36 protein-coding genes and 1 pseudogene are annotated in these 25,125 nt (G+C 68.9%); 32 read left to right on the top strand and 5 right to left on the bottom strand.

All coding sequences use genetic code 11. The annotated features are described in order from the left end of the window. The gene (gene tuf, locus ACH4F6_RS23190) at positions 1 to 1,194 is read left to right on the top strand and encodes an elongation factor Tu (protein WP_397962196.1); all 1,194 of its coding nucleotides are present in this window, start codon (positions 1 to 3) and stop codon (positions 1,192 to 1,194) included. Between the two features lie 410 nt (positions 1,195 to 1,604). Here the strand turns inward: tuf and ACH4F6_RS23185 are convergent, their stop codons facing one another. The 5 genes from ACH4F6_RS23185 to ACH4F6_RS23165 are packed head-to-tail and all read right to left on the bottom strand — an operon-like array spanning position 1,605 to position 6,289. Then, positions 1,605 to 2,906 (bottom strand): YrhB domain-containing protein, encoded by a 1,302-nt coding sequence (locus ACH4F6_RS23185; RefSeq protein ID WP_397962195.1) that lies wholly within the window; start codon positions 2,904 to 2,906, stop codon positions 1,605 to 1,607. A 4-nt stretch (positions 2,907 to 2,910) separates the two neighbouring features. Continuing rightward, positions 2,911 to 3,213, bottom strand: coding sequence for a YrhB domain-containing protein (locus ACH4F6_RS23180; protein WP_397962194.1), 303 nt, complete (start codon positions 3,211 to 3,213; stop codon positions 2,911 to 2,913). Next, positions 3,214 to 4,944 carry a putative T7SS-secreted protein gene (locus ACH4F6_RS23175; RefSeq protein ID WP_397962193.1) on the bottom strand — a complete coding sequence of 577 codons (1,731 nt, stop codon included), beginning with the start codon at positions 4,942 to 4,944 and terminating at the stop codon, positions 3,214 to 3,216. It lies immediately after the preceding gene. Continuing rightward, a complete protein-coding gene (locus tag ACH4F6_RS23170; RefSeq protein WP_397962192.1) occupies positions 4,944 to 5,666 on the bottom strand; it encodes a hypothetical protein in 723 nt (240 codons plus the stop codon). Before ACH4F6_RS23170 ends, ACH4F6_RS23175 begins: the two co-directional genes overlap by 1 nt. Further along, positions 5,663 to 6,289 carry a hypothetical protein gene (locus tag ACH4F6_RS23165; protein WP_397962191.1) on the bottom strand — a complete coding sequence of 209 codons (627 nt, stop codon included), beginning with the start codon at positions 6,287 to 6,289 and terminating at the stop codon, positions 5,663 to 5,665. The genes ACH4F6_RS23170 and ACH4F6_RS23165 overlap by 4 nt, the downstream gene beginning before the upstream one ends. Before the next feature lie 440 nt (positions 6,290 to 6,729). Here ACH4F6_RS23165 and gdhA point away from each other — a divergent pair, with 440 nt between their 5' ends. From gdhA to ACH4F6_RS23010, 31 genes and pseudogenes are all read left to right on the top strand, one after another. After that, entirely contained in the window at positions 6,730 to 8,088 is a 1,359-nt protein-coding gene (gdhA, locus tag ACH4F6_RS23160) for an NADP-specific glutamate dehydrogenase (protein WP_397962190.1), read from the top strand. 139 nt (positions 8,089 to 8,227) lie between these two features. Then, positions 8,228 to 8,548, top strand: a pseudogene (locus ACH4F6_RS23155) (cupin domain-containing protein); the annotation flags it as partial. 461 nt (positions 8,549 to 9,009) lie between these two features. Next, the gene (gene rpsJ / locus ACH4F6_RS23150; protein WP_003948644.1) at positions 9,010 to 9,318 is read left to right on the top strand and encodes a 30S ribosomal protein S10; all 309 of its coding nucleotides are present in this window, start codon (positions 9,010 to 9,012) and stop codon (positions 9,316 to 9,318) included. A gap of 18 nt (positions 9,319 to 9,336) precedes the next feature. Next, positions 9,337 to 9,981 (top strand): 50S ribosomal protein L3, encoded by a 645-nt coding sequence (gene rplC, locus ACH4F6_RS23145; RefSeq protein WP_397962189.1) that lies wholly within the window; start codon positions 9,337 to 9,339, stop codon positions 9,979 to 9,981. Between the two features lie 8 nt (positions 9,982 to 9,989). Then, a complete protein-coding gene (gene rplD, locus ACH4F6_RS23140; protein WP_397962188.1) occupies positions 9,990 to 10,646 on the top strand; it encodes a 50S ribosomal protein L4 in 657 nt (218 codons plus the stop codon). Continuing rightward, complete coding sequence (gene rplW / locus ACH4F6_RS23135; protein ID WP_093905265.1) at positions 10,646 to 11,065, top strand: 50S ribosomal protein L23; 420 nt, start codon at positions 10,646 to 10,648, stop codon at positions 11,063 to 11,065. The genes rplD and rplW overlap by 1 nt, the downstream gene beginning before the upstream one ends. A 40-nt stretch (positions 11,066 to 11,105) precedes the next feature. Next, positions 11,106 to 11,942 carry a 50S ribosomal protein L2 gene (gene rplB, locus ACH4F6_RS23130; protein WP_007494772.1) on the top strand — a complete coding sequence of 279 codons (837 nt, stop codon included), beginning with the start codon at positions 11,106 to 11,108 and terminating at the stop codon, positions 11,940 to 11,942. A gap of 12 nt (positions 11,943 to 11,954) precedes the next feature. Beyond that, on the top strand, positions 11,955 to 12,236 hold the full coding sequence (gene rpsS / locus ACH4F6_RS23125; RefSeq protein ID WP_365467793.1) for a 30S ribosomal protein S19: 282 nt from the start codon (positions 11,955 to 11,957) through the stop codon (positions 12,234 to 12,236). Positions 12,237 to 12,281: 45 nt separating this feature from the next. After that, positions 12,282 to 12,629 (top strand): 50S ribosomal protein L22, encoded by a 348-nt coding sequence (rplV, locus tag ACH4F6_RS23120; protein ID WP_019329637.1) that lies wholly within the window; start codon positions 12,282 to 12,284, stop codon positions 12,627 to 12,629. Then, positions 12,629 to 13,453, top strand: coding sequence for a 30S ribosomal protein S3 (gene rpsC, locus ACH4F6_RS23115; protein ID WP_189933361.1), 825 nt, complete (start codon positions 12,629 to 12,631; stop codon positions 13,451 to 13,453). The genes rplV and rpsC overlap by 1 nt, the downstream gene beginning before the upstream one ends. A 5-nt stretch (positions 13,454 to 13,458) precedes the next feature. Continuing rightward, entirely contained in the window at positions 13,459 to 13,878 is a 420-nt protein-coding gene (gene rplP / locus ACH4F6_RS23110; protein ID WP_103837549.1) for a 50S ribosomal protein L16, read from the top strand. Then, a complete protein-coding gene (gene rpmC / locus ACH4F6_RS23105) occupies positions 13,878 to 14,102 on the top strand; it encodes a 50S ribosomal protein L29 (RefSeq protein ID WP_007494763.1) in 225 nt (74 codons plus the stop codon). The genes rplP and rpmC overlap by 1 nt, the downstream gene beginning before the upstream one ends. Then, positions 14,102 to 14,386, top strand: coding sequence for a 30S ribosomal protein S17 (rpsQ, locus tag ACH4F6_RS23100; RefSeq protein ID WP_018543912.1), 285 nt, complete (start codon positions 14,102 to 14,104; stop codon positions 14,384 to 14,386). Before rpmC ends, rpsQ begins: the two co-directional genes overlap by 1 nt. Positions 14,387 to 14,481: 95 nt before the next feature. After that, positions 14,482 to 14,850, top strand: coding sequence for a 50S ribosomal protein L14 (rplN, locus tag ACH4F6_RS23095; protein ID WP_003998823.1), 369 nt, complete (start codon positions 14,482 to 14,484; stop codon positions 14,848 to 14,850). Positions 14,851 to 14,852: 2 nt separating this feature from the next. Beyond that, positions 14,853 to 15,176, top strand: coding sequence for a 50S ribosomal protein L24 (gene rplX, locus ACH4F6_RS23090; RefSeq protein WP_010036713.1), 324 nt, complete (start codon positions 14,853 to 14,855; stop codon positions 15,174 to 15,176). Beyond that, complete coding sequence (gene rplE, locus ACH4F6_RS23085; RefSeq protein ID WP_016434630.1) at positions 15,176 to 15,733, top strand: 50S ribosomal protein L5; 558 nt, start codon at positions 15,176 to 15,178, stop codon at positions 15,731 to 15,733. The genes rplX and rplE overlap by 1 nt, the downstream gene beginning before the upstream one ends. Positions 15,734 to 15,738: 5 nt before the next feature. Next, positions 15,739 to 15,924 (top strand): type Z 30S ribosomal protein S14, encoded by a 186-nt coding sequence (locus tag ACH4F6_RS23080; RefSeq protein WP_003956452.1) that lies wholly within the window; start codon positions 15,739 to 15,741, stop codon positions 15,922 to 15,924. Between the two features lie 234 nt (positions 15,925 to 16,158). Further along, complete coding sequence (rpsH, locus tag ACH4F6_RS23075) at positions 16,159 to 16,557, top strand: 30S ribosomal protein S8 (RefSeq protein ID WP_014674378.1); 399 nt, start codon at positions 16,159 to 16,161, stop codon at positions 16,555 to 16,557. Positions 16,558 to 16,581: 24 nt separating this feature from the next. Further along, on the top strand, positions 16,582 to 17,121 hold the full coding sequence (gene rplF / locus ACH4F6_RS23070) for a 50S ribosomal protein L6 (protein ID WP_189933365.1): 540 nt from the start codon (positions 16,582 to 16,584) through the stop codon (positions 17,119 to 17,121). Between the two features lie 3 nt (positions 17,122 to 17,124). After that, positions 17,125 to 17,508 carry a 50S ribosomal protein L18 gene (rplR, locus tag ACH4F6_RS23065; protein ID WP_019980869.1) on the top strand — a complete coding sequence of 128 codons (384 nt, stop codon included), beginning with the start codon at positions 17,125 to 17,127 and terminating at the stop codon, positions 17,506 to 17,508. Positions 17,509 to 17,544: 36 nt separating this feature from the next. Continuing rightward, positions 17,545 to 18,150, top strand: coding sequence for a 30S ribosomal protein S5 (gene rpsE, locus ACH4F6_RS23060; protein ID WP_014674381.1), 606 nt, complete (start codon positions 17,545 to 17,547; stop codon positions 18,148 to 18,150). 2 nt (positions 18,151 to 18,152) lie between these two features. After that, positions 18,153 to 18,335: a 50S ribosomal protein L30 gene (gene rpmD / locus ACH4F6_RS23055; protein WP_009190145.1), complete on the top strand. Its 183-nt coding sequence runs from the start codon at positions 18,153 to 18,155 to the stop codon at positions 18,333 to 18,335. A 2-nt stretch (positions 18,336 to 18,337) separates the two neighbouring features. Further along, positions 18,338 to 18,793, top strand: a complete 456-nt coding sequence (gene rplO, locus ACH4F6_RS23050) for a 50S ribosomal protein L15 (RefSeq protein ID WP_366457710.1) — start codon at positions 18,338 to 18,340, stop codon at positions 18,791 to 18,793. Positions 18,794 to 19,036: 243 nt separating this feature from the next. Continuing rightward, a complete protein-coding gene (gene secY, locus ACH4F6_RS23045) occupies positions 19,037 to 20,350 on the top strand; it encodes a preprotein translocase subunit SecY (protein WP_397962187.1) in 1,314 nt (437 codons plus the stop codon). Continuing rightward, positions 20,350 to 21,012, top strand: coding sequence for an adenylate kinase (locus ACH4F6_RS23040; RefSeq protein WP_397962186.1), 663 nt, complete (start codon positions 20,350 to 20,352; stop codon positions 21,010 to 21,012). The genes secY and ACH4F6_RS23040 overlap by 1 nt, the downstream gene beginning before the upstream one ends. A gap of 128 nt (positions 21,013 to 21,140) precedes the next feature. Further along, the gene (map, locus tag ACH4F6_RS23035; protein ID WP_397962185.1) at positions 21,141 to 21,977 is read left to right on the top strand and encodes a type I methionyl aminopeptidase; all 837 of its coding nucleotides are present in this window, start codon (positions 21,141 to 21,143) and stop codon (positions 21,975 to 21,977) included. A gap of 354 nt (positions 21,978 to 22,331) precedes the next feature. Next, positions 22,332 to 22,553 carry a translation initiation factor IF-1 gene (infA, locus tag ACH4F6_RS23030; RefSeq protein ID WP_004927214.1) on the top strand — a complete coding sequence of 74 codons (222 nt, stop codon included), beginning with the start codon at positions 22,332 to 22,334 and terminating at the stop codon, positions 22,551 to 22,553. Positions 22,554 to 22,624: 71 nt separating this feature from the next. Continuing rightward, positions 22,625 to 22,738, top strand: a complete 114-nt coding sequence (gene rpmJ / locus ACH4F6_RS23025) for a 50S ribosomal protein L36 (protein WP_004984509.1) — start codon at positions 22,625 to 22,627, stop codon at positions 22,736 to 22,738. A gap of 198 nt (positions 22,739 to 22,936) precedes the next feature. Then, on the top strand, positions 22,937 to 23,317 hold the full coding sequence (gene rpsM / locus ACH4F6_RS23020; RefSeq protein WP_006130767.1) for a 30S ribosomal protein S13: 381 nt from the start codon (positions 22,937 to 22,939) through the stop codon (positions 23,315 to 23,317). Between the two features lie 68 nt (positions 23,318 to 23,385). Continuing rightward, complete coding sequence (gene rpsK / locus ACH4F6_RS23015; protein WP_055718826.1) at positions 23,386 to 23,790, top strand: 30S ribosomal protein S11; 405 nt, start codon at positions 23,386 to 23,388, stop codon at positions 23,788 to 23,790. 144 nt (positions 23,791 to 23,934) lie between these two features. Then, complete coding sequence (locus ACH4F6_RS23010) at positions 23,935 to 24,957, top strand: DNA-directed RNA polymerase subunit alpha (protein WP_003966937.1); 1,023 nt, start codon at positions 23,935 to 23,937, stop codon at positions 24,955 to 24,957. The last annotated feature ends 168 nt before the right edge of the window (positions 24,958 to 25,125 follow it).

Below are 25,125 nucleotides of genomic sequence, written 5' to 3'. Positions count from 1 at the left end.
GTGGCGAAGGCGAAGTTCGAGCGGACTAAGCCGCACGTCAACATCGGCACCATCGGTCACATCGACCACGGTAAGACGACCCTCACGGCCGCCATTACCAAGGTGCTGCACGACGCGTACCCGGACCTGAACGAGGCCACCCCGTTCGACAACATCGACAAGGCGCCCGAAGAGCGTCAGCGCGGTATCACCATCTCCATCGCGCACGTCGAGTACCAGACCGAGGCGCGTCACTACGCCCACGTCGACTGCCCGGGTCACGCGGACTACATCAAGAACATGATCACCGGTGCCGCGCAGATGGACGGCGCGATCCTGGTGGTCGCCGCCACCGACGGCCCGATGCCGCAGACCAAGGAGCACGTGCTCCTGGCCCGCCAGGTCGGCGTTCCGTACATCGTCGTCGCCCTGAACAAGGCCGACATGGTGGACGACGAGGAGATCATGGAGCTCGTCGAGCTCGAGGTCCGTGAGCTGCTCTCCGAGTACGAGTTCCCGGGCGACGACCTGCCGGTCGTCCGTGTCTCCGCGCTGAAGGCCCTCGAGGGCGACGCGCAGTGGACCCAGTCCGTCCTGGACCTCATGAACGCCGTCGACACCGCGATCCCGGAGCCGGAGCGCGACGTCGACAAGCCGTTCCTGATGCCGATCGAGGACGTCTTCACGATCACCGGTCGCGGTACGGTCGTCACCGGCCGTATCGAGCGCGGTGTCCTCAAGGTCAACGAGACCGTGGACATCATCGGTATCAAGCAGGAGAAGACCACCACCACGGTCACCGGCATCGAGATGTTCCGCAAGCTGCTCGACGAGGGCCAGGCCGGTGAGAACGTCGGTCTGCTGCTCCGCGGCATCAAGCGCGAGGACGTCGAGCGCGGCCAGGTCATCATCAAGCCGGGCTCGGTCACCCCGCACACCGAGTTCGAGGCGCAGGCCTACATCCTGTCCAAGGACGAGGGTGGCCGCCACACGCCGTTCTTCAACAACTACCGTCCGCAGTTCTACTTCCGCACGACGGACGTGACCGGCGTCGTGACCCTCCCCGAGGGCACCGAGATGGTCATGCCGGGTGACAACACCGAGATGAAGGTGGAGCTCATCCAGCCCGTCGCCATGGAAGAGGGCCTGAAGTTCGCCATCCGCGAGGGTGGTCGCACCGTGGGCGCCGGCCAGGTCACCAAGATCAACAAGTGAGTCCGCTCACTCGGTGATCGGCCTGACCCGGGTCAGTTGACCTGAAGAGGCCTGGGAGGGCCCGTACGACTCCGGTCGTACGGGCCCTTTCGCGTTCCCGGACGGCGGTCCCGTCGCCCCTCGCGGAACGCGGGGGCGGGCCCTCAGGGCTCCGGCGGACCCGTCCTGCGGGCAAGGGCGAGGCGCTGACGCCCGACGAGCGCCGGGACGGGCTGCCCGAGCGGCGGCCGGTGCCACGGGCACGGGCCCGCGCCCGTGGTCGCCCGCGAGGGGACGTGCGAGCGGGGCCCGACGGCCGCGGGCGCCGGGCCCGGGGACGGTGACCCGCATGCCGGGACGCCCGGGGCGGATCGCGCTCGGGTGGTCACGAGGAGGAGGAAGCGGGCCGCGGAGGGCCCGCCCGCCCCACCTCAGCGGTGACGGACCACGTGCAGCCGGTGCACGCCGGTCGGATCCGGTGCCGCCGGGGCGCCGGTCGCGCCGTCGACCAGCATCACGCCGCCCGCGAGCTTGCGCGCGTTGACCAGCCAGCCCACGGCCTCGCGCGACCGGCCGTCCGTACGGCGCACCCAGACGACGGCCCGCGCTTCGGCGGGCAGGGCCGACAGGGCTTCCAGGGCGCTCGGCCAGTCCTCGTGCTCGGTGGCGGCCAGGACCGGGCCCAGCTCGGAGAACGTCGGCTCGAACCAGGCGGCGCGGCCGGGCGGGGGCGGGGCGGGGAAGTCCGCCGGTCCCGGGTTCTCCCCCGCGTCCCAGCGGGCCAGCCAGGCCCAGGGATCCGAGTTGGGCGGACCGAACGGCGCGGTGTCGTCCTTGGGGACGACGAGGGTGGCGTCGAGGAGGGCGTCCTGCCAGTGGCCGTCGCGCAGGAAGCGGACGGTGTTGCAGGAGAAGACCCAGCCCCGCGCGGTCTCGTCCTGGGGGGCCGGCGCGTCCAGGACGACCTGGCCCTGGTAGGTGTCCTCCAGCCAGCGGCGGGCCTTGTCGACCGCCGAGGAGAAGTCCGCCGCCGGACGCTCCCACGGCAGCCGCCGGGGCGCGTCCGCCGCGGGCAGGGCGCGCAGCAGGACCAGCTCGCGCACCAGGCCGGTGTCGAGCCGGGCGAGCGACGACGTCAGCCCGTCCAGCAGGACGACCTGGCCCTTGTTGTTGTGGGCGTACAGCAGGTTGCCGGTGATCTCGTGGCCGCCGGTCTCCCGCCGTACCCACACCAGGCCGCGGGTGTCCGGGCCCGGCTCGGCGACGGCCTTGACCACGTCGTCCCAGCCGTCGACGGGGATCCGGGTGAACGCGGGGAAGTAGCGGCGCCTCAGCCGTGTCACCCAGCCCGGCGCCTCGTCGGACGGCCGCCAGGGCAGCGGCACCGACGGGGCGCCGCTGATCGCGCCGTGCAGGGCGACCGCACAGCCCCGGGCGTTGATCCGGCGGGGCTGGCCCTCGACCCGGAAGGCGGCCTCCTCGGCGGAGGCGGCCGGGCCCAGGTCGGCGAGCGGGTCGCCCGGCGCGGGGTGGAACGGGGCGCCGCCGTCCTTCGGCACCACCACGGAGGCCGCCAGCATCGGCGTCTGCGGATAGCCGGGCTGGGGCACCGTCCGGCAGGGGACCAGCCAGGCGGCCGGGGTCTCGTGCACCGGCTGCGGGGCGGCCGGCGCGACGAGGCCGCCGTAGACGGCGTCCAGCCAGGCGGCGGCGCGGTCGTGGGGGACGGACACCTCGCTATCCCTTCCTGGAGGGCCAGTCGCCCGTGGCGCACAGGTCCATGTAGTCGGCCACGGGAAGGTGGGTCGGAGGGAAATGGGCGTCCGCTCCGGAGTGGGGGACGACGACGACCGACGTGAACGGGGCCGCCGTGGGGTCGCCCGTCTCGAGGTGCTCCCGGAAATCGAAGCGCACGGCCCACCCGAAGGGGAATTCGACGGCCGCGTCGGGAAGCATCACGACGGAGTCCGCCCGGTCCGGGTACGCCAGTGTCCTCAGGAAATGGGATCCCGCCGAGACGGCCTCTTCTTTGGTCAGCATTTATTTGACTCCGTCACGATAGGGAATGTGTCCGATGGACGAGACGTTTTTCTCCAGCATTCCGAGCGTGCCGCTCTGGCCGTCGAGGAACACGACACCGTGTTTCGTGTTCACGGCGTTGAAGACGTGCGCCGAGCCGTCCGGCCGGCTCACGTACATGACGCTGCGGGATCCCTCTCCGCGGGCCTGGAGGTCCTTGATGACGTCATCGTAGCTGTTGACCATGTCGTAGTGGCCCTTGGCCCTCGACGAGCCGAGATACGACGGATCGACGTGGTCGGGCACGTGCCGGGGGGTCGCGACCACCTCCTGGCCGTCCAGTCTGCGGTCCACCGCGACGACATTGTGGCTGCAGTTCTGGGTGTAACCCGGCATGCCGGTCTGGTTGACGTCCTTCAGCCACGGATATTCGCTGTCCAGGAAATCCTGGGCCACCTTCGGGTCCACGGAGTCGGCGTGAATCGCCTTTTCCGAGACGTGGTCCGTGGATTTCGCGATGCCGCTCCAGTCCTTCGGCGTCTCCCCGGCCTTCGCCGCCTTCTGCGCGTCGGCGAGTTCGTCCCCGTACTTCAGGCCGTGGGCCGCGCTGCTCTCCAGCCCCTCCTTGAGCCCGGTCCGCAGCGCCGACCGTCCGAGGCCGGCGCCCTTGGTGCCGATCAGCTCCGGGAGGAGCCGGCCCACGAACTCGGACGGGTCCTTCCTGAAGCCGTCGACGACGCCCTGGACGACGCGCTCGGGGTGGGCGGCGGTGGAGACCAGGCCCGACAGCGTCATGCTGACGTTCTGCAGGTAGGCGGCCGGGTGGGTCAGGTTGTACGGGTCCAGGGGGTTCAGTCCGCGGACGAAGTTGAGCAGGCCCGCGGTGCCCTTGAGCGCTCCGCCGACGACATGGGTGAGCTCGGTGTTGACGGCCTGGTAGCCGTCGACGAGGTTGCTGCCGAGCCGGTCGAGCGGCGGCGGTTCGGCGGGGGCGTGCGCGAGGGCGGCCTTGACCTTGGCCTGCGTCTCGGAGGCGACGGAGTTGCGCTGCTCGCGGGCCTGGGCGAGCTTCTCGCGCGCGGCCCTCATGTCGGCTATGCCGGGGTCGTGGAACGGCTCGGGCCGCGGCCCGGGGTCCTGGTCCGCCCTGATCTTGGCGTTGTAGGCGTGGACCTTCTTGTTGTACGCGTCCACGGCGTCCAGGGAGGCCTTCTTGCCCCGCTTGTAGAGGTCGATGGCCTCCTTGGCCTGGCTCTGCGCCCACTTGACCGTCTCGGCGAAGGAGTCCAGCGCCCCCGCGGCCGTCTCACAGGCGTCGGCCGCGTGCAGCCACTTGGTGGGGTGCACGCCGAACTTCTCCCGGAAGGCGTCGCCGCCCTCGCCCTTCCAGCCGGAGGAGTCGACCTTCTTCAGCCCCGTGCCGACCTTGTCGAAGGCGGCCTGGAAGTCCTTGAGGTGCTTGGCGCTCTCCCGGATCCTGGCGGGGTTGCCGAGGACGAGCTCGTCGGCCTCCTCGCTCTCGCCGAGCTGCTGCTCGCCCGGCATCGCGCCGAGGTCGGCGGCGAGCTCGTCGCCGAAGTCCTCCACCGCGTCGGCCGCGTCGTGCAGTCCGACGTAGTCGAGCACGTCGCCGGTCTTGTCGGTGGCGTAGTCGATGGTCTCGCCGAGCTTCTTCTTGCCCTCGTCGAGGAGGTCCTCGCCGACCTTCAGGCCGGCGTTCAGTCCCCCCTTGATGTCGTCGACGATCCCCATCACCGCTCACCCCCCGCCTGCTGCTCGGCGGCCTGGGTGGCCTGGGCGGCCTGGGCGCGGGCCTCGGGCGACGGCCCGAACGTGTCGTCGAGCATCCGGCCGTACTCGGCGTCGGAGACCCCGAACCGCTCGTGCAGGTTCTCGGGGTTGAGACCCAGGGGGCCGACGGTGCTGGACGTCATCACGTCGCGCCCCGCGTCCTTCCACCCCTGCTTGCTGGTCTCCCAGGCCTGTTCGAAGGACTCCTTGCTGTAGTCGACGTCGCCGCCCCACACCCCGGACTCGGCGATGTCGCCCCAGCCCATCTGCGTGACCTCGTCCTCGGAGGCGTACGGGTTGCCGATGGCGGCGTTGGTGACGACCTTGAAGGTGCCCTCGACGTACGCCTCGGTCTCGTGGAGCGTGCCGGCGGCCAGGCCGGTCTTGACGGCGAACGCGTTGCCCTCGTTGATCAGCGAGCGCACCCCCCACTCCCAGCGCTCGCAGAACGACCCGAACGTCTCGGTCAGTCCCTCGTGCCCCAGGTCGAGCCCGGTCAGGGCGATGTCGCCGAAGCCGCGTCCGGCCCCGGCCGTGCCGACCATGCCCAGCTCCTTCAGCTCGCCCAGCGCCTCGGTCAGCCCCTTGGCGACCAGGTCCAGGCCGACGGCCTTCAGGTCCGGGGCCCCGCCGCCCCGCACCGGCACCAGGCCGGTGGTCACCGGCACGCCACCCTCGTTCATGCGACATCCCCCTGTTCACGGTCGACAGCGACCTCGTCCGGCACGACACCCAGCACCGGCGGGAACACCACGCCGTCCGGGCCGTCCGCGCAGTCCAGCGCCACCCCGCACGGCACTCCCGCCGCGGGCACCGCCACATCGAGCAGGCGCGCGCCGAGGACCGTCTGGTAGACCCACTCGCGGTGGTACTCGCCCCGGGCCCGGGCGTAGCGGGCCAGCGCCTGCCCGTCCGAGAAGGCCAGGAGGAACCGGACGCCGTTCCAGTCGGCGGTGAGCAGGCCCCGCTCATGGTCGGGGCCGGGCCCCTCGCCCAGGGGCACCAGTACGGGCGTGCGCCGGAACTCCTCCAGCAGCGCGGTGAACCGCAGCCTGCGGGCCTCGGCCTCGGGGTCGTCGGCAGGAGGAGCGGGATCAGCGGGGCCGGGCGCGGGTGCGGGGACGCCGGACGCGGGAGCCGGCGCGGGCGTCGGCTCGGGGACCGGCTCGGCGTCCGGCCCGGGCAGCGGCGCCCGCCCGTCGGCCGGCTGCGGCGGCGGGACCGTCATCTCCGCGTAGTCCTCGAGCCGTGACCTGGGAACCTTCTTCTCCGGCGGCTCGTTCGCCCCGCCCCCGTGATCGAACATGCCGATGATTATGGCGACTACGGGCGGCGGGAAACCGCCCGGCCCCGGCACACGCGAGGAATGCACACCGTTCGCACACGATCTGCAGGGGGCGGGTACATCCGGGGGAGCGCGCCGGACCCCGGGTCCGCCGGCTCCGTCGCCCGGGGCGTTCCGCTCGGTGCCGGCGGACGGCGGTGACCGGATCCGCCCGGGCCGGGAAGCGGCGGCGGGCGGGTCGTCGGCGGGCTCGTCGGCCCGTGGGCCCGAGCGCGCGTCGATCCCAGATGGCGGACAATCCGGCCCGGCCCTTGGTGGCGAGTTAACACAGGGGTAACACTGGGAGGGTCGGCCGGCCTGTCGTGCACCACCAGGGCGGCCGCCGTCCTGCGCGCGGCAACGGCGCCGAGCGCCCCCCACCGGTCCCCGTACCGGTGCCAGCCGCGCCAGAGAGGGACCCCGTGGCCACACGACCCGACCCCAAGACCTCGCTCGACCTGCTCCGCGCCGAGATCGAGCGCCGCAACCCGGCGGAGCCCGAGTTCCACCAGGCCGCGCGCGAGGTGCTGGACACCCTCGCCCCGGTGCTCGCCGCGCGCCCCGAGTACGCCGAGCCGGGGCTCGTCGCGCGGCTGGTCGAGCCGGAGCGGCAGATCATGTTCCGGGTGCCGTGGCAGGACGACCAGGGCCGGGTCCACGTCAACCGGGGCTTCCGGATCGAATACAACAGCGCCCTCGGCCCCTACAAGGGCGGTCTGCGCTTCCACCCTTCCGTGAACCTGGGGATCATCAAGTTCCTCGGCTTCGAGCAGATCTTCAAGAACGCCCTGACGGGTCTCGGCATCGGCGGCGGCAAGGGCGGCAGCGACTTCGACCCGCAGGGCCGCAGCGACGCCGAGGTCATGCGGTTCTGCCAGTCCTTCATGACCGAGCTGTACCGGCACATCGGCGAGTACACCGACATCCCGGCCGGTGACATCGGCGTCGGCGCCCGCGAGATCGGCTACCTGTTCGGCCAGTACCGGCGGATCACCAACCGCTGGGAGGGCGGCGTGCTCACCGGCAAGAGCGCCGGCTGGGGCGGCTCGCTGATCCGTCCGGAGGCGACCGGGTACGGCAACGTGCTGTTCGCGGAGGCGATGCTGCGCGCCCGCGGCGAGGACCTGGAGGGGCAGACCGCGGTCGTGTCCGGCTCCGGGAACGTCGCGATCTACACCATCCAGAAGCTGGCCGCCCTCGGCGCCAACCCCGTGACCTGCTCCGACTCCGGCGGCTACGTCGTCGACGAGAAGGGCATCGACCTGGAGCTGCTGCGGCAGATCAAGGAGGTCGAGCGGGGCCGGGTGAGCACGTACGCCGAGCGCCGGGGCGCCTCCGCGCGGTTCGTGCCCGGCGGGCGCGTCTGGGAGGTCCCGGCGGACGTCGCCCTGCCGTCGGCGACCCAGAACGAACTGAACGCCGTCGACGCCGACGCCCTCATCCGCAACGGTGTGAAGGCGGTCTCCGAAGGCGCGAACATGCCGACCACGCCGGAGGCCGTGCAGCTGTTCCAGCGGGCCGGGGTCGCCTTCGGTCCCGGCAAGGCGGCCAACGCGGGCGGTGTCGCGGTCAGCGCGCTGGAGATGACCCAGAACGCGTCGCGCACGTCGTGGAAGGCCGAGCAGGTCGAGCTGGAGCTGGCCCGCATCATGACCGACATCCACACCACCTGCGCCGAGACCGCCGAGCGCTACGGCGCCCCCGGCGACTACGTGACCGGCGCGAACATCGCCGGCTTCGAGCGGGTGGCGGACGCGATGCTGGCGCAGGGCGTCATCTGACGCGGACCTCCCGCGCGCGGAGCGGGGACGCGGACCGGGCGGGCGTCGAGCGGACGGGGGCGCCCGCGAGCGGCGGACGCGGGACGTGTCCCCGTACGGCCCTGGTGGTCAGGGGGTGCGCGCGGGAAGAGTGGAGGCCGTGCAGAAGCTCTCCCTCGACGCCCTGGTCAGCGAACACCTGGAACGGGCCGCCGCCGCGGCCGGCGGCCGCAGCGCCACCACCCTCCACGGCGGCCGCGGGCACGCCCTGCGCCAGACGCTGCTCGCCCTGACCGCCGGCGCCTCCCTCGCCGAGCACGAGAACCCGGGCGAGGCGACCCTGCTGGTGCTGCGTGGCCGGGTCCGCCTCACCAGCGGCGGCGCGGAACAGGAGGGCCGCACCGGCGACCTCGTCGTGATCCCTCCCGCACGCCACGCGCTGGAGGCCCTGGAGGACGCGGCGGTCCTGCTGACGGTCGCCGCGCGGGAGCGGGAGCAGGAGGGGGAAGCGCCCCCGGGCCGTCCCGTGTTTGACCTACATCACGTCCGGGGTATTCTCTCCGGCTCGATTGGCGGAGGCGCCGCCCCGTGTGGCAGACTAGCGGGGTTGCTCGGTCGAGTGTTGATGCTGCGCGCCTCCCGCCGGGAGGACCGGAAGCGAGTCCCACAGTACTCGTCGTCCTAACTGCCTGAGGGCAGCACTGGGGCGGACGTACGGGAATCTTCCGGGAAGCGTGGGCGCGACACCGGCCAGGCACCCGGTGGGCCTTCCGCCCCCGGCTTGCGGTACCGGAAGGGCCGTGTGCATTCCCCGCAGGGATGTTCGAACAAGGGACATCTGTGTCAGCGGGAGCGCGACACGCCCGACCGCGTGGGTCGGAGGGGCGGGCAGGGGAACACCGGGTTCCAGAGCGTGAGAAGAGACAGGACTACTGAGTAGCCATGGCGGGACAGAAGATCCGCATCCGGCTCAAGGCCTACGACCACGAGGTCATCGACTCTTCGGCGAAGAAGATCGTCGAGACGGTGACTCGCACTGGTGCGTCGGTCGCGGGCCCGGTGCCGCTGCCCACTGAGAAGAACGTGTACTGCGTCATCAAGTCGCCGCACAAGTACAAGGACTCGCGCGAGCACTTCGAGATGCGCACGCACAAGCGCCTGATCGACATCCTCGACCCGACCCCCAAGACCGTTGACTCTCTGATGCGACTCGACCTCCCGGCCGGTGTCGACATCGAGATCAAGCTCTGAGGCGCGGTGATCTGAGAGATGGCTAAGCAGATCAAGGGCATCCTGGGCGAGAAGCTCGGCATGACGCAGGTGTGGGACGAGAACAACCGCGTTGTTCCGGTCACCGTCGTCAAGGCCGGCCCGAACGTCGTGACCCAGGTCCGTACGAACGACGCCGACGGCTACGAGTCCGTCCAGATCGCCTTCGGCGAGATCGACCCGCGCAAGGTGAACAAGCCCCTCAAGGGCCACTTCGCCAAGGCCGACGTCACCCCCCGTCGCCACCTCGTCGAGATCCGCACCGCGGACGCCTCCGAGTACACGCTGGGCCAGGAGATCACCGCTGAGGTGTTCGAGGCCGGCGTGAAGGTCGACGTGACCGGCAAGAGCAAGGGCAAGGGCTTCGCCGGTGTCATGAAGCGCCACAACTTCGGTGGCCTCGGCGCCGGACACGGCACCCAGCGCAAGCACCGCTCGCCCGGTTCCATCGGTGGCTGCGCCACCCCGGGCCGCGTGTTCAAGGGCCTCCGCATGGCGGGTCGCATGGGCAACGAGCGGGTCACCACCCAGAACCTGACCGTCCACGCCGTTGACGCGGAGAAGGGTCTGCTGCTCATCAAGGGCGCGGTTCCCGGTCCGAACGGCGGCCTCGTCCTGGTCCGCACCGCGGCCAAGGGGGCCTGAGGTAACCGATGAGCACTGTTGACATCCTTTCGCCTGCCGGCGAGAAGACCGGTAGCGTCGAACTCCCCGCGGAGATCTTCGGCGTGGAGAAGGTCAGCATCCCGCTGATCCACCAGGTCGTCGTCGCGCAGAACGCCGCGGCCCGCCAGGGCACGCACAAGACGAAGACCCGTGGCGAGGTCCGTGGTGGCGGCAAGAAGCCGTACCGCCAGAAGGGCACCGGCCGCGCCCGTCAGGGCTCGACCCGCGCGCCGCAGTTCGCCGGTGGTGGCGTCGTGCACGGTCCCGTGCCGCGCGACTACTCGCAGCGGACCCCGAAGAAGATGAAGGCTGCCGCCCTGCGTCACGCCCTCACCGACCGGGCCCGCCACAACCGCATCCACGTCGTCACCGGCGTGATCGAGGGCGACACCCCGTCCACGAAGGCCGCCAGGACGCTGTTCGGCAAGATCTCGGAGCGCAAGAACCTGCTCCTGGTCGTCGAGCGTGCCGACGAGGCCGCGTGGCTGTCCGCCCGCAACCTGCCCCAGGTCCACATCCTGGAGCCGGGCCAGCTGAACACGTACGACGTGATCGTCTCGGACGACGTGGTCTTCACCCAGGCCGCTCTCGAGTCCTTCGTCGCCGGCCCGAAGGCCAACGACACCGAAGGGAGCGAGGCCTGATGGCTACGCGTCACCCGAGCATTGCCTCCAAGGCGGCGAAGGCCGCCAAGGCCGCCCGCGTCGCCAAGGCGCGCCGCCACGCGGCCGAGGGCAAGAACACCGTCGTCACCCCGGCGAGCAAGGCGTACACGGACCCCCGTGACGTCCTGCTGAAGCCGGTCGTGTCGGAGAAGAGCTACGCGCTCCTCGACGAGAACAAGTACACGTTCATCGTCGACCCGAACGCCAACAAGACCCAGATCAAGCAGGCCGTCCAGGCGGTCTTCTCGGTCAAGGTCACCGGGGTCAACACGATCAACCGCCAGGGCAAGCGCAAGCGGACCCGCACCGGCTTCGGCCAGCGCGCGGCGACCAAGCGCGCGATCGTGACCCTCGCCGAGGGCGACCGTATCGACATCTTCGGCGGTCCGACCGCCTGACGGCGGTCCGGATCGTCCGATATCGGACGAGGACTGAGAAATGGGTATCCGCAAGTACAAGCCGACGACTCCGGGCCGTCGTGGCTCCAGCGTCGCCGACTTCGTCGAGGTCACGCGGTCCACGCCGGAGAAGTCGCTGGTCCGCCCCCTGCACAGCAAGGGCGGCCGTAACAACGCCGGTCGTGTGACCGTTCGCCACCAGGGTGGCGGACACAAGCGCGCCTACCGCGTGATCGACTTCCGTCGTCACGACAAGGACGGCGTGCCGGCGAAGGTCGCGCACATCGAGTACGACCCCAACCGCACCGCGCGCATCGCGCTGCTGCACTACGCCGACGGCGAGAAGCGCTACATCCTCGCCCCGCGCAACCTGCAGCAGGGCGACCGCGTCGAGAACGGTCCCGGGGCCGACATCAAGCCGGGCAACAACCTGGCGCTCCGCAACATCCCGGTCGGTACCACGATCCACGCGATCGAGCTCCGTCCCGGTGGCGGCGCCAAGTTCGCCCGCTCCGCCGGTGCCTCCGTGCAGCTGCTCGCGAAGGAGGGCTCGATGGCCCACCTCCGCATGCCCTCCGGTGAGATCCGCCTGGTCGACCAGCGCTGCCGCGCCACGGTCGGCGAGGTCGGCAACGCCGAGCAGAGCAACATCAACTGGGGCAAGGCCGGCCGCAAGCGCTGGCTGGGCGTTCGCCCGACCGTCCGTGGTGTCGCGATGAACCCGGTCGACCACCCGCACGGTGGTGGTGAGGGCAAGACCTCCGGTGGTCGCCACCCGGTCTCCCCGTGGGGTCAGAAGGAAGGCCGTACTCGTTCGCCCAAGAAGGCGTCGAACAAGTACATCGTCCGCCGCCGCAAGACGAACAAGAAGCGCTAGGAGCGGGTTTAGATGCCGCGCAGTCTCAAGAAGGGGCCCTTCGTCGACGACCACCTGATCAAGAAGGTGGACGCCCAGAACGAAGCCGGCACCAAGAACGTCATCAAGACCTGGTCCCGTCGCTCGATGATCGTCCCCAGCATGCTGGGCCACACGATCGCGGTGCACAACGGCAAGACCCACATCCCGGTGTTCGTCACCGAGTCGATGGTCGGCCACAAGCTCGGCGAGTTCTCGCCGACGCGCACCTTCCGGGGTCACGTCAAGGAAGACCGGAAGTCGAAGCGCCGCTAGCAGCGGATCGCATTCAGACACGTAAGTAACTCTGAAGGGACAACCATGGAAGCCAGGGCCCAGGCGCGGTACATCCGCGTCACGCCCATGAAGGCCCGCCGTGTGGTGGACCTCATCCGTGGCATGGACGCCACGGAGGCCCAGGCTGTTCTGCGATTCGCTCCGCAGGCAGCCTCCGTGCCCGTCGGCAAGGTGCTCGACAGCGCCATCGCCAACGCGGCGCACAACTACGACCACACCGACGCCGACAGCCTCTACATCTCCGAGGCGTACGTCGACGAGGGTCCGACCCTGAAGCGGTTCCGTCCGCGCGCCCAGGGCCGTGCCTACCGGATCCGCAAGCGGACCAGCCACATCACCGTGGTCGTCAGCAGCAAGGAAGGAACCCGGTAATGGGCCAGAAGGTAAACCCGCACGGGTTCCGGCTCGGTGTCACGACCGACTTCAAGTCGCGTTGGTACGCCGACAAGCTGTACAAGGACTACGTCAAGGAAGACGTCGCCATCCGTCGGATGATGACGTCCGGCATGGAGCGCGCCGGCATCTCGAAGGTCGAGATCGAGCGCACCCGTGACCGCGTGCGGGTGGACATCCACACCGCTCGTCCGGGCATCGTCATCGGCCGTCGTGGCGCCGAGGCCGACCGCATCCGCGGCGACCTCGAGAAGCTCACGGGCAAGCAGGTCCAGCTGAACATCCTCGAGGTCAAGAACCCCGAGACGGACGCTCAGCTCGTGGCCCAGGCCGTCGCCGAGCAGCTCTCCTCCCGCGTCTCCTTCCGTCGGGCCATGCGCAAGAGCATGCAGTCCGCCATGAAGGCCGGCGCCAAGGGCATCAAGATCCAGTGCGGCGGCCGCCTCGGCGGCGCCGAGATGTCCCGCTCGGAGTTCTACCGCGAGGGCCGCGTGCCCCTGCACACGCTCCGCGCGAACGTGGACTACGGCTTCTTCGAGGCCAAGACGACCTTCGGCCGCATCGGCGTGAAGGTCTGGATCTACAAGGGCGATGTCAAGAACATCGCCGAGGTCCGCGCCGAGAACGCTGCGGCCCGTGCGGGTAACCGCCCGGCCCGTGGCGGTGCCGACCGCCCGGCCCGTGGTGGCCGTGGTGGCGAGCGGCGCGGTCGCAAGCCGCAGCAGCAGGCTCCCGCCGCCGAGGCCCCCCAGGCCGAGGCCGGTGCCGCCGCTCCGGCTGAGAGCACCGGAACGGAGGCCTGACCGACATGCTGATCCCCCGTAGGGTCAAGCACCGCAAGCAGCACCACCCGAAGCGCGACGGCGCGGCCAAGGGCGGTACCACGGTTGCGTTCGGCGAGTACGGCATCCAGGCGCTCACCCCGGCGTACGTGACGAACCGTCAGATCGAGGCCGCTCGTATCGCCATGACGCGTCACATCAAGCGTGGTGGCAAGGTCTGGATCAACATCTACCCGGACCGTCCGCTCACCAAGAAGCCCGCCGAGACCCGCATGGGTTCCGGCAAGGGTTCTCCGGAGTGGTGGATCGCCAACGTCAAGCCCGGACGCGTGATGTTCGAGCTGTCGTACCCCAACGAGAAGATCGCCCGTGAGGCGCTGACCCGTGCGGCCCACAAGCTGCCGATGAAGTGCCGGATCGTCAAGCGCGAGGCAGGTGAAGCGTGATGTCGGCCGGTACCAAGGCGTCCGAGCTGCGCGAGCTGGGCAACGAGGAGCTTCTGGCGAAGCTCCGCGAGGCCAAGGAAGAGCTGTTCAACCTCCGCTTCCAGGCGGCGACGGGTCAGCTCGAGAACCACGGCCGTCTGAAGGCGGTCCGCAAGGACATCGCGCGGATCTACACCCTGATGCGCGAGCGTGAGCTGGGCATCGAAACGGTGGAGAACGCCTGATGAGCGAGAAGAACGTGACTGAGAACGCAGAGGCGCGCGGCTTCCGCAAGACCCGTGAGGGTCTCGTCGTCAGCGACAAGATGGACAAGACCGTCGTCGTCGCCGTCGAGGACCGCGTCAAGCACGCGCTGTACGGCAAGGTCATCCGCCGTACGAACAAGCTCAAGGCGCACGACGAGCAGAACGCCGCGGGTGTCGGCGACCGCGTCCTCCTGATGGAGACCCGGCCGCTGTCCGCGACGAAGCGCTGGCGCGTCGTCGAGATCCTCGAGAAGGCCAAGTAATTCCTGCGGGGTATCCCGCAGGACAGTTCCGCCAGGCTCCGGGGGCCGCTCGGTGAGCGGCCCCCGGGGAACCGGCAGACGATCAGGAGATAGACGTGATCCAGCAGGAGTCGCGACTGCGTGTCGCCGACAACACTGGTGCGAAGGAGATCCTTTGCATCCGTGTGCTCGGTGGCTCCGGTCGCCGCTACGCGGGCATCGGTGACGTCATCGTCGCCACCGTCAAGGACGCGATCCCCGGTGGCAACGTGAAGAAGGGTGACGTCGTCAAGGCGGTCATCGTTCGCACCGTCAAGGAGCGCCGTCGTCCGGACGGCTCGTACATCCGCTTCGACGAGAACGCCGCCGTCATTCTGAAGAACGACGGCGACCCTCGCGGCACCCGCATCTTCGGCCCGGTCGGCCGTGAGCTGCGCGAGAAGAAGTTCATGAAGATCATCTCGCTCGCGCCGGAGGTGCTGTAAGCATGAAGATCAAGAAGGGCGACCTGGTCCAGGTCATCACCGGTAAGGACAAGGGCAAGCAGGGCAAGGTCATCGCGGCCTTCCCCCGCGAGGACCGCGTCCTGGTCGAGGGTGTCAACCGGGTCAAGAAGCACACGAAGGCCGGTCCGACCGCTCGCGGTTCCCAGGCCGGCGGCATCGTGACCACCGAGGCGCCGATCCACGTCTCCAACGTCCAGCTGGTCGTGGAGAAGGACGGCAAGAAGGTCGTCACGCGTGTCGGTTACCGCTTCGACGACGAGGGCAACAAGATCCGCGTTGCCAAGCGGACGGGTGAGGACATCTGATGGCTACCACCACGACCCCGCGTCTGAAGCAGAAGTACCGCGAGGAGATCGCGGGCAAGCTGCGTGACGAGTTCAAGTACGAGAACGTCATGCAGATCCCGGGCCTCGTCAAGATCGTGGTCAACATGGGTGTCGGCGACGCCGCCCGTGACTCGAAGCTGATCGAGGGCGCGATCCGCGACCTGACCACCATCACCGGTCAGAAGCCGGCCGTCACCAAGGCCCGCAAGTCCATCGCGCAGTTCAAGCTGCGCGAGGGCCAGCCGATCGGTGCCCACGTCACGCTCCGTGGCGACCGCATGTGGGAGTTCCTGGACCGCACCCTGTCGCTCGCGCTGCCGCGCATCCGCGACTTCCGCGGCCTGTCCCCCAAGCAGTTCGACGGCCGTGGCAACTACACCTTCGGTCTCACGGAGCAGGTCATGTTCCACGAGATCGACCAGGACAAGATCGACCGCGTCCGGGGTATGGACATCACCGTGGTCACCACGGCGACCAACGACGCTGAGGGCCGCGCGCTCCTTCGTCACCTCGGCTTCCCGTTCAAGGAGGCGTGAGCGAGATGGCGAAGAAGGCTCTGATTGCCAAGGCTGCTCGTAAGCCCAAGTTCGGTGTGCGCGCGTACACCCGCTGCCAGCGCTGCGGCCGTCCGCACTCCGTGTACCGCAAGTTCGGCCTCTGCCGTGTGTGCCTTCGTGAGATGGCTCACCGCGGCGAGCTGCCGGGCGTGACCAAGAGCTCCTGGTAATCCCCGTATTCAGGGATTCCCGGGCTCTCGGTAAGCAACCGGGTCGGCAGGTGCCCGCCTCCGCATGCCTTAGGCTTGTGGGGTTGGGCGTCTGCCGCCCGGACGCCGCGGGCACAGCCCGCTAACGAACGCTTACTACGCCGTAGGTCCACCGCGCCGCACCCGTCCCGTCTCGGATCGGGGAGAGGGATGGCGCACCAGGAAACCCCGGCGAGAGAGGCCACAGGCCAATTCATGACCATGACTGATCCGATCGCAGACATGCTGACGCGTCTGCGGAACGCGAACTCGGCGTACCACGACTCGGTGTCGATGCCGCACTCCAAGATCAAGTCTCACATCGCGGAGATCCTCCAGCAGGAGGGCTTCATCACGGGCTGGAAGGTCGAGGACGCCGAGGTCGGCAAGAACCTCGTCCTGGAGCTGAAGTTCGGCCCCAACCGTGAGCGCTCCATCGCGGGCATCAAGCGGATCTCCAAGCCCGGTCTCCGGGTGTACGCGAAGTCCACCAACCTGCCGAAGGTGCTCGGCGGCCTGGGCGTGGCGATCATCTCCACGTCCCACGGGCTCCTCACCGACAAGCAGGCCGGCAAGAAGGGCGTGGGTGGGGAAGTCCTCGCCTACGTCTGGTAGCAGAAGGGAACGGAGGAAACAGCTATGTCGCGCATCGGCAAGCTCCCCATCGCGGTTCCCGCCGGCGTGGACGTCACCATCGACGGCCGTACCGTGTCGGTCAAGGGTCCCAAGGGCTCGCTGACCCACACCGTTGCGGCGCCGATCGACATCGCCAAGGGCGAGGACGGCACTCTCCAGGTGACCCGCCCCAACGACGAGCGTCAGAGCAAGGCCCTGCACGGCCTCTCCCGCACGCTGGTGGCGAACATGATCACCGGCGTGACCCAGGGTTACGTGAAGAAGCTCGAGATCAGCGGTGTCGGTTACCGCGTGACCGCCAAGGGCTCGAACCTCGAGTTCGCGCTCGGTTACAGCCACCCGATCCTGGTCGAGGCCCCCGAGGGCATCACCTTCAAGGTGGAGACCCCGACCCGCTTCCAGGTCGAGGGCATCGACAAGCAGAAGGTCGGCGAGGTTGCGGCCAACATCCGCAAGCTGCGCAAGCCCGACCCGTACAAGGCCAAGGGCGTCAAGTACGAGGGCGAAGTCATCCGCCGCAAGGTCGGAAAGGCGGGTAAGTAAGCCATGGCATACGGGCAGAAGATCCTGAAGGGCGACGCCTACAAGCGCGCCGCGATCAAGCGCCGTCACATCCGGATCCGCAAGCGGATCTCCGGTACGGCGGAGCGTCCCCGTCTCGTCGTGACCCGCTCGAACCGCCACATCGTGGCGCAGGTGATCGACGACCTCAAGGGCCACACCCTGGCTTCGGCGTCCACGCTGGACACGTCGATCCGCGGTGGCGAGGGCGACAAGTCCGCGCAGGCCAAGCAGGTCGGTGCCCTGGTCGCCGAGCGCGCCAAGGCCGCCGGTGTCGAGGCCGTCGTGTTCGACCGTGGTGGCAACCAGTACGCCGGGCGCATCGCCGCCCTGGCGGACGCCGCCCGCGAGGCCGGGCTCAAGTTCTGAGCCGCTTGTAGCTAGCGGAAAGAGAGAGGTAATCCAATGGCTGGACCCCAGCGCCGCGGAAGCGGTGCCGGTGGCGGCGAGCGGCGGGACCGGAAGGGCCGTGACGGCGGCGCTGCTGCCGCCGAGAAGACCGCGTACGTTGAGCGCGTCGTCGCGATCAACCGCGTCGCCAAGGTTGTGAAGGGTGGTCGTCGCTTCAGCTTCACCGCGCTGGTCGTGGTGGGCGACGGTGACGGCACCGTGGGTGTCGGTTACGGCAAGGCCAAGGAGGTGCCGGCCGCCATCGCCAAGGGCGTTGAGGAGGCCAAGAAGCACTTCTTCAAGGTCCCCCGCATCCAGGGCACCATCCCCCACCCCATCCAGGGTGAGAAGGCCGCCGGCGTCGTGCTGCTCAAGCCCGCGTCGCCCGGTACCGGTGTGATCGCCGGTGGTCCGGTGCGCGCCGTGCTCGAGTGCGCCGGTATCCACGACGTGCTGTCGAAGTCGCTCGGCTCCGACAACGCGATCAACATCGTGCACGCGACCGTGGAGGCCCTGAAGGGCCTGCAGCGTCCCGAGGAGATCGCGGCCCGCCGTGGTCTGCCGCTCGAGGACGTCGCCCCCGCGGCTCTGCTCCGTGCGCGTGCCGGGGTGGGTGCGTAATCATGGCGCAGCTCAAGATCACGCAGACGAAGTCCTACATCGGCAGCAAGCAGAACCACCGCGACACCCTGCGTTCCCTGGGCCTCAAGCGCCTGGGTGACGTGGTCGTCAAGGAGGACCGCCCCGAGTTCCGCGGCATGGTGCACACCGTCCGCCACCTCGTGACGGTCGAGGAGGTCGACTGATCATGGCGGAGAACAACCCGCTCAAGATCCACAACCTCCGTCCCGCCCCGGGCGCCAAGACCGCCAAGACCCGTGTCGGTCGTGGTGAGGCGTCCAAGGGTAAGACGGCCGGTCGTGGTACCAAGGGCACGAAGGCCCGCTACCAGGTTCCGGAGAGCTTCGAGGGTGGCCAGATGCCGCTCCACATGCGTCTCCCGAAGCTGAAGGGCTTCAAGAACCCGTTCAAGACCGAGTACCAGGTCGTGAACCTCGACAAGCTGGCCGCGCTCTACCCCGAGGGCGGCGAGGTCACGGTCGAGGGCCTCGTGGCCAAGGGTGCCGTGCGCAAGAACAGCCTCGTCAAGGTCCTCGGCCAGGGCGAGATCTCCGTGGCGCTGCAGGTGACGGTCGACGCCGTCTCCGGCTCCGCCAAGGAGAAGATCACCGCCGCCGGCGGTACCGTCACCGAGCTCGTCTGACCCCATCAGGCGTCTCGATGACTTGAGCGATCCCGACCGGGGATACCCCACAAATGGGGTATCCCCGGTCGGTCGTTCCTAGGGCGGTGGTGTCGCCGGTAAGGTGGCCTGCACTGCCCACTTTCGCAAGGTGTTCCTCATGGGGCACCTTGAGCGGCAGTGGACCGTTACACACCTGTCGTTGTTCTCATTCCTCAAGACCGTCACCCTTGACGCAGACGCGCGGGGGTCGCAGGAGGCACCGTGCTCACCGCGTTCGCCCGGGCGTTCAAGACGCCCGACCTGCGCAAGAAGCTGCTCTTCACGCTCGGCATCATCGTGGTCTACCGGGTCGGCACCCACATCCCGATCCCGGGTGTCGACTACAAGAGCGTCCAGATCTGTGTGGACGAGGCCTCCGGCAACCAGGGCCTCTTCGGTCTGGTCAACATGTTCAGCGGCGGAGCGCTGCTGCAGATCACGGTCTTCGCGCTGGGCATCATGCCGTACATCACGGCGAGCATCATCCTTCAGCTGCTGACCGTGGTCATCCCGCGCCTGGAAGCCCTGAAGAAGGAGGGCCAGGCCGGCACGGCGAAGATCACGCAGTACACCCGATACCTCACCGTGGCGCTCGCCATCCTGCAGGGCACCGGCCTGGTGGCCACCGCCCGCAGCGGCGCCCTCTTCTCCGGCTGCACCGTCGCGTCGAACATCGTTCCCGACCGCGCGATCTTCACGACCATCACCATGGTCATCTGCATGACCGCCGGTACGGCCGTCGTCATGTGGCTCGGTGAGCTCATCACCGACCGCGGCATCGGCAACGGCATGTCGATCCTGATGTTCATCTCGATCGCCGCCACCTTCCCCTCCGCGCTGTGGGCCATCAAGAAGCAGGGCTCCCTGGCGGACGGCTGGATCGAGTTCGGCACGGTCATCCTCGTCGGCCTGGTCATGGTCGGCCTGGTGGTCTTCGTCGAGCAGGCCCAGCGCCGGATCCCCGTGCAGTACGCGAAGCGCATGATCGGCCGCCGGTCCTACGGCGGCACCTCGACGTACATCCCGCTGAAGGTGAACCAGGCGGGTGTGATCCCCGTCATCTTCGCCTCGTCGCTGCTGTACATCCCCGCGCTGATCGTCCAGTTCTCCAACTCCCAGGCGGGCTGGGCGACGTGGATCACGCAGAACCTCGCCGACACGGCGGCGCCCACGCACATCGCCCTGTACTTCCTCCTGATCGTCTTCTTCGCGTTCTTCTACGTGGCCATCTCCTTCAACCCCGAGGAAGTGGCCGACAACATGAAGAAGTATGGTGGCTTCATCCCGGGCATCCGGGCTGGCCGACCGACCGCTGAGTACCTCAGCTACGTACTCAACCGGATCACCTGGCCGGGTTCGCTGTATCTGGGACTGATCGCTCTCGTGCCGACGATGGCGTTGGCTGGTTTCGGGGCAAACCAGAACTTCCCGTTCGGTGGCACCAGCATCCTGATCATCGTGGGTGTGGGCCTCGAGACGGTGAAGCAGATCGAGAGTCAGCTCCAGCAGCGCAATTACGAAGGGTTCCTCCGCTGATGCGAATCGTCCTCGTCGGGCCGCCGGGCGCCGGAAAGGGTACGCAGGCCACTCGCCTGGCCGAGAAGCTGCGCGTGCCTCACATCTCCACGGGTGACCTGTTCCGCGCCAACATCAGCCGGCAGACGGAGCTCGGGAAACTCGCGAAGTCCTACATGGACAAGGGCGAACTCGTACCGGACGAGGTCACCATCGCCATGGCCAAGGACCGCATGGAGCAGCCGGACGCCGAGCGCGGCTTCCTGCTGGACGGCTTCCCGCGCAACGTCTCGCAGGCCCAGGCGCTGGACGAGCTGCTCACCGGCGAGGGCATCAAGCTGGACGCGGTACTGGACCTGGAGGCCCCCGAGGAGGAGGTCGTCAAGCGGATCGCCGGCCGGCGCATCTGCCGCAACGACTCCGCCCACGTCTTCCACGTGTCGTACAAGGCGCCGGCCCAGGAAGGCGTCTGCGACACCTGCGGCGGCGAGCTGTACCAGCGGGACGACGACACCGAGGAGACGGTGCGGACGCGGCTGGAGGTCTACCACACGCAGACCGAGCCGATCATCGACTACTACAAGGCCCAGGGCCTGGTCGTGACCATCGAGGCCATGGGCCCGGTGGACGAGGTCACGCACCGCGCCCTGGCCGCGCTGAAGCGCGGGGGCGACGACCAGTAGCCGGACCGTCCTCCGTGGCCGCGGTTCCCTCCGGGGGACCGCGGCCGCTGTGTGGGGGCGGTCGTTTCCCCCGTATCGTTGAAGCGTTCGTTTCGTCGTGTCGCCGGTCAAGAAAGGCCGTAGTCCCCATGGTGCAGATCAAGAGCCCCGAGCAGATCGCCAAGATGCGAGCGGCGGGGCTGGTCGTCGCCGCCATCCACGCGGCGACGCGTGAAGCGGCGGTGCCGGGGGCCACGACGAAGGACCTCGACGAGGTCGCCCGCAAGGTGCTCGCCGAGCACGGCGCCAAGTCGAACTTCCTGGGCTACGGCGGCTTCCCCGCGACCATCTGCACCTCCGTGAACGACGTCGTCGTCCACGGCATCCCCTCCGACGAGGTCGTCCTCGAGGACGGGGACATCATCTCCATCGACTGCGGCGCGATCGTCGACGGCTGGCACGGCGACGCCGCGTACACGGCCTTCGTGGGATCCGGTCACGCCCCGGAGCTGATCGAGCTCTCCCGGGTGACCGAGGAGTCGATGTGGGCCGGCATCGCGGCCATGAAGCAGGGCAACCGGCTCGTCGACGTCTCCCGGGCGATCGAGACGTACATCCGCCGCCAGCCGAAGCCCGGCGGCGGCCGCTACGGGATCGTCGAGGACTACGGCGGGCACGGCATCGGCACCGAGATGCACATGGACCCGCACCTGCTGAACTACGTCGACCGCCGCCGGGGCAAGGGGCCCAAGCTGGTTCCGGGCTTCTGCCTGGCCATCGAGCCGATGGTGTCCCTGGGGACGCCGCGGACCAAGGTGCTCGAGGACGACTGGACGGTCATCACGACGGACGGCACCTGGTCGTCGCACTGGGAGCACTCGGTGGCCCTGACCGAGCAGGGCCCGCTGGTGCTGACCGCCCCGGACGGGGGCAGGGCGAAGCTGGCGGAGCACGGCGTGGTGGCCGCGCCGGACCCGCTGGCCTGAGACCGGTCCCGGCGGGTCGTCGTGCGGCCGTGACGCCTCTCACGGGGCCCGGCGGGCCGCCGGCCCCCCGCCGCTCCGCTGACCCGTTCCCGGGGGCCGGCGCCCCGGGTCCCGCTCCGGTCCCCACGGGCCCCGTCCCCGAACCCCTCGGCAGCGACACCCCCGTACGGGTTGTGTCCATCCGTCGGTTAAGGATCTCCCGGGGCGGGCAGGCTTCCTCGATTCGTGTTTCCGGGTGCGCTGACGTAGACTGACTCGTCGGCTCTTGTGCACCCGCATGTCCGCATGCACTCGCTGCTCACCGCGGCGGGAAGCCCAGGAGTCGATCAAGGTAGTCGATTCGAAGGGCGAAGCGTGGCCAAGAAGCAAGGTGCCATCGAGATCGAGGGCACTGTCGTCGAGTCTCTGCCGAACGCCATGTTCAGGGTCGAGCTCCAGAACGGCCACCAGGTCCTGGCACACATCAGCGGCAAGATGCGCATGCACTACATCCGCATCCTCCCTGACGACCGGGTCGTGGTGGAGCTGTCTCCGTACGACCTGACGCGTGGCCGGATCGTCTACCGGTACAAGTAGATCTTGCCCAGGCCCCGTTCCCCCTGGGTGCGCGGGGCGGCCGGCAACTGACCCGGAGAACCTCACATCCCATGAAGGTCAAGCCGAGCGTCAAGAAGATCTGCGACAAGTGCAGGGTGATCCGCCGTCACGGTCGGGTCATGATCATTTGCGAGAACCCGCGCCACAAGCAGCGCCAGGGCTGATCGCAGCCGATCACACCCTCTGCATCGACATCGCAGAGACTTCGCGCGACGCGAGCTGAATTTGTTCATACGCAGGGCCCAGGCGTTCTTTCGCGCCTGACACCCCCGGTTCGGAGGCCGGGGACCCAGTTCGTACCTCGTACGGCGGCTGGGAGCCGGTCCTGTGGAAGACCTCCGAAGATCACCAGGAGCCATTGAATGGCACGCGTTTCCGGTGTTGACATCCCGCGCGAAAAGCGCGTGGAGATCGCCCTCACCTACGTGTTCGGCATCGGCCGGACCCTCTCGCAGCAGACGCTCGCTGCCACCGGCGTGGACCCGAACACCCGTGTTCGCGACCTCACCGAGGAGCAGCTCGTCGCGATCCGCGAGTACGTCGACAACAACATCAAGACCGAGGGTGACCTCCGTCGCGAGATCCAGGCCGACATCCGCCGCAAGGTCGAGATCGGTACCTACCAGGGTCTCCGTCACCGTCGCGGTCTGCCCGTCCGCGGCCAGCGCACCAGCACCAACGCCCGCACCCGCAAGGGCCCGCGTCGCGCCATCGCCGGCAAGAAGAAGCCGGGCAAGAAGTAGTCCGCAGCGGACTCGCCGTCCAGCGGTCTTCGCTGTAGGACCGACCACCTCCCGTAGGAGTTTTCGACATGCCCCCCAAGGGACGTCAGGGCGCTGCCAAGAAGGTGCGCCGCAAGGAAAAGAAGAACGTCGCGCACGGCCAGGCGCACATCAAGAGCACGTTCAACAACACGATCGTGTCCATCACGGACCCGAGCGGCAACGTGATCTCCTGGGCCTCCGCCGGCCACGTCGGCTTCAAGGGCTCGCGCAAGTCCACGCCGTTCGCCGCGCAGATGGCCGCCGAGTCGGCCGCCCGTCGCGCGCAGGAGCACGGCATGCGCAAGGTCGACGTGTTCGTCAAGGGCCCGGGCGCCGGTCGTGAGACCGCCATCCGCTCCCTGCAGGCCACGGGCCTCGAGGTCGGCTCCATCCAGGACGTCACCCCGACCCCGCACAACGGCTGCCGCCCGCCGAAGCGTCGTCGCGTCTGACCTCGCTTTTCCAGGGCTTTCCGGGCGGTACGGCTCATTCGGGTCGTGCCGCCCGTACCCTTGCAGTACCCGCACTTCTCACAGGTGCGGTTTCCGTCGGGTGTCAAATAGCGGGCGCCCACGAAAGAAGGATCTGATCCCCACATGCTGATCGCTCAGCGTCCCTCGTTGACCGAAGAGGTCGTCGACGAGTTCCGCTCCCGGTTCGTGATCGAGCCGCTGGAGCCGGGCTTCGGCTACACCCTCGGCAACTCCCTGCGCCGTACGCTCCTGTCGTCGATCCCGGGTGCGGCGGTCACGTCGATCCGTATCGACGGCGTCCTGCACGAGTTCACCACCGTGCCGGGCGTCAAGGAGGACGTCACCGACCTGATCCTCAACATCAAGCAGCTGGTCGTCTCCTCGGAGCACGACGAGCCGGTCGTGATGTACCTGCGCAAGCAGGGCCCGGGTCTGGTCACCGCCGCCGACATCGCGCCCCCGGCCGGTGTCGAGGTGCACAACCCCGACCTCGTCCTCGCCACGCTCAACGGCAAGGGCAAGCTGGAGATGGAGCTCACGGTCGAGCGCGGCCGCGGTTACGTCTCCGCCGTGCAGAACAAGCAGGTGGGCCAGGAGATCGGCCGCATCCCGGTCGACTCCATCTACTCGCCGGTCCTGAAGGTCACGTACAAGGTCGAGGCCACGCGTGTCGAGCAGCGCACCGACTTCGACAAGCTGATCGTCGACGTCGAGACCAAGCAGGCGATGCGTCCGCGTGACGCCATGGCCTCCGCCGGCAAGACGCTGGTCGAGCTGTTCGGTCTGGCCCGCGAGCTCAACATCGACGCCGAGGGCATCGACATGGGTCCGTCCCCGACGGACGCGGCGCTGGCGGCCGACCTCGCGCTTCCGATCGAGGAGCTCGAGCTCACCGTCCGTTCCTACAACTGCCTCAAGCGCGAGGGCATCCACTCCGTGGGTGAGCTCGTCGCCCGCTCCGAGGCCGACCTCCTCGACATCCGCAACTTCGGTGCGAAGTCCATCGACGAGGTCAAGGCGAAGCTGGCCGGCATGGGCCTGGCCCTGAAGGACAGCCCGCCCGGATTCGACCCGACCGCCGCCGCCGACGCCTTCGGCGCCGACGACGACGCGGACGCGGGTTTCGTGGAGACCGAGCAGTACTGATCGCTCCGCGGGGAGGCCGTACTGCGTCTGCGGGCCGGTTGGGGCCGGTCGCGCAGTTCCCCGCGCCCCTTCCAGGCCCCTTCGGGGGCCTGGATCTCCGACGGGCGACCGCCTGCTCGGATACTGACCCCGGTACCTGATACGGCCGGGGCAGACACACAGGAGAAG

This window comes from Streptomyces sp. NPDC017936 (assembly GCF_044328485.1).
Taxonomy (GTDB): Bacteria; Actinomycetota; Actinomycetes; order Streptomycetales; family Streptomycetaceae; genus Streptomyces.
The sequence above is the reverse complement of the archived record's forward strand: the minus strand, read 5'-3'. Positions and strand labels throughout refer to the sequence as shown.

Bases quoted from the DNA above. Each gene is read 5' to 3' on its own strand.
- rpsE (WP_014674381.1), top strand. From the start codon at position 17,545: ATGGCTGGACCCCAGCGCCGCGGAAGCGGTGCCGGTGGCGGCGAGCGG.
- rplC (WP_397962189.1), top strand. From the start codon at position 9,337: ATGGCTAAGCAGATCAAGGGCATCCTGGGCGAGAAGCTCGGCATGACG.
- ACH4F6_RS23165 (WP_397962191.1), bottom strand. From the start codon at position 6,289: ATGTTCGATCACGGGGGCGGGGCGAACGAGCCGCCGGAGAAGAAGGTT.
- rpmC (WP_007494763.1), top strand. From the start codon at position 13,878: ATGTCGGCCGGTACCAAGGCGTCCGAGCTGCGCGAGCTGGGCAACGAG.
- ACH4F6_RS23180 (WP_397962194.1), bottom strand. From the start codon at position 3,213: ATGCTGACCAAAGAAGAGGCCGTCTCGGCGGGATCCCATTTCCTGAGG.
- ACH4F6_RS23170 (WP_397962192.1), bottom strand. From the start codon at position 5,666: ATGAACGAGGGTGGCGTGCCGGTGACCACCGGCCTGGTGCCGGTGCGG.
- map (WP_397962185.1), top strand. From the start codon at position 21,141: ATGGTGCAGATCAAGAGCCCCGAGCAGATCGCCAAGATGCGAGCGGCG.
- rplD (WP_397962188.1), top strand. From the start codon at position 9,990: ATGAGCACTGTTGACATCCTTTCGCCTGCCGGCGAGAAGACCGGTAGC.
- ACH4F6_RS23040 (WP_397962186.1), top strand. From the start codon at position 20,350: ATGCGAATCGTCCTCGTCGGGCCGCCGGGCGCCGGAAAGGGTACGCAG.
- rplB (WP_007494772.1), top strand. From the start codon at position 11,106: ATGGGTATCCGCAAGTACAAGCCGACGACTCCGGGCCGTCGTGGCTCC.
- rpsK (WP_055718826.1), top strand. From the start codon at position 23,386: ATGCCCCCCAAGGGACGTCAGGGCGCTGCCAAGAAGGTGCGCCGCAAG.
- rpsM (WP_006130767.1), top strand. From the start codon at position 22,937: ATGGCACGCGTTTCCGGTGTTGACATCCCGCGCGAAAAGCGCGTGGAG.
- rplR (WP_019980869.1), top strand. From the start codon at position 17,125: ATGGCATACGGGCAGAAGATCCTGAAGGGCGACGCCTACAAGCGCGCC.
- rplP (WP_103837549.1), top strand. From the start codon at position 13,459: ATGCTGATCCCCCGTAGGGTCAAGCACCGCAAGCAGCACCACCCGAAG.
- ACH4F6_RS23010 (WP_003966937.1), top strand. From the start codon at position 23,935: ATGCTGATCGCTCAGCGTCCCTCGTTGACCGAAGAGGTCGTCGACGAG.
- rpsS (WP_365467793.1), top strand. From the start codon at position 11,955: ATGCCGCGCAGTCTCAAGAAGGGGCCCTTCGTCGACGACCACCTGATC.
- rpsJ (WP_003948644.1), top strand. From the start codon at position 9,010: ATGGCGGGACAGAAGATCCGCATCCGGCTCAAGGCCTACGACCACGAG.
- ACH4F6_RS23175 (WP_397962193.1), bottom strand. From the start codon at position 4,944: ATGGGGATCGTCGACGACATCAAGGGGGGACTGAACGCCGGCCTGAAG.
- rpmJ (WP_004984509.1), top strand. From the start codon at position 22,625: ATGAAGGTCAAGCCGAGCGTCAAGAAGATCTGCGACAAGTGCAGGGTG.
- rpsQ (WP_018543912.1), top strand. From the start codon at position 14,102: ATGAGCGAGAAGAACGTGACTGAGAACGCAGAGGCGCGCGGCTTCCGC.
- rplV (WP_019329637.1), top strand. From the start codon at position 12,282: ATGGAAGCCAGGGCCCAGGCGCGGTACATCCGCGTCACGCCCATGAAG.
- rplO (WP_366457710.1), top strand. From the start codon at position 18,338: ATGGCGGAGAACAACCCGCTCAAGATCCACAACCTCCGTCCCGCCCCG.
- ACH4F6_RS23080 (WP_003956452.1), top strand. From the start codon at position 15,739: ATGGCGAAGAAGGCTCTGATTGCCAAGGCTGCTCGTAAGCCCAAGTTC.
- rplW (WP_093905265.1), top strand. From the start codon at position 10,646: ATGGCTACGCGTCACCCGAGCATTGCCTCCAAGGCGGCGAAGGCCGCC.
- rplE (WP_016434630.1), top strand. From the start codon at position 15,176: ATGGCTACCACCACGACCCCGCGTCTGAAGCAGAAGTACCGCGAGGAG.
- rplX (WP_010036713.1), top strand. From the start codon at position 14,853: ATGAAGATCAAGAAGGGCGACCTGGTCCAGGTCATCACCGGTAAGGAC.
- rpmD (WP_009190145.1), top strand. From the start codon at position 18,153: ATGGCGCAGCTCAAGATCACGCAGACGAAGTCCTACATCGGCAGCAAG.
- rpsH (WP_014674378.1), top strand. From the start codon at position 16,159: ATGACCATGACTGATCCGATCGCAGACATGCTGACGCGTCTGCGGAAC.
- rplF (WP_189933365.1), top strand. From the start codon at position 16,582: ATGTCGCGCATCGGCAAGCTCCCCATCGCGGTTCCCGCCGGCGTGGAC.
- rpsC (WP_189933361.1), top strand. From the start codon at position 12,629: ATGGGCCAGAAGGTAAACCCGCACGGGTTCCGGCTCGGTGTCACGACC.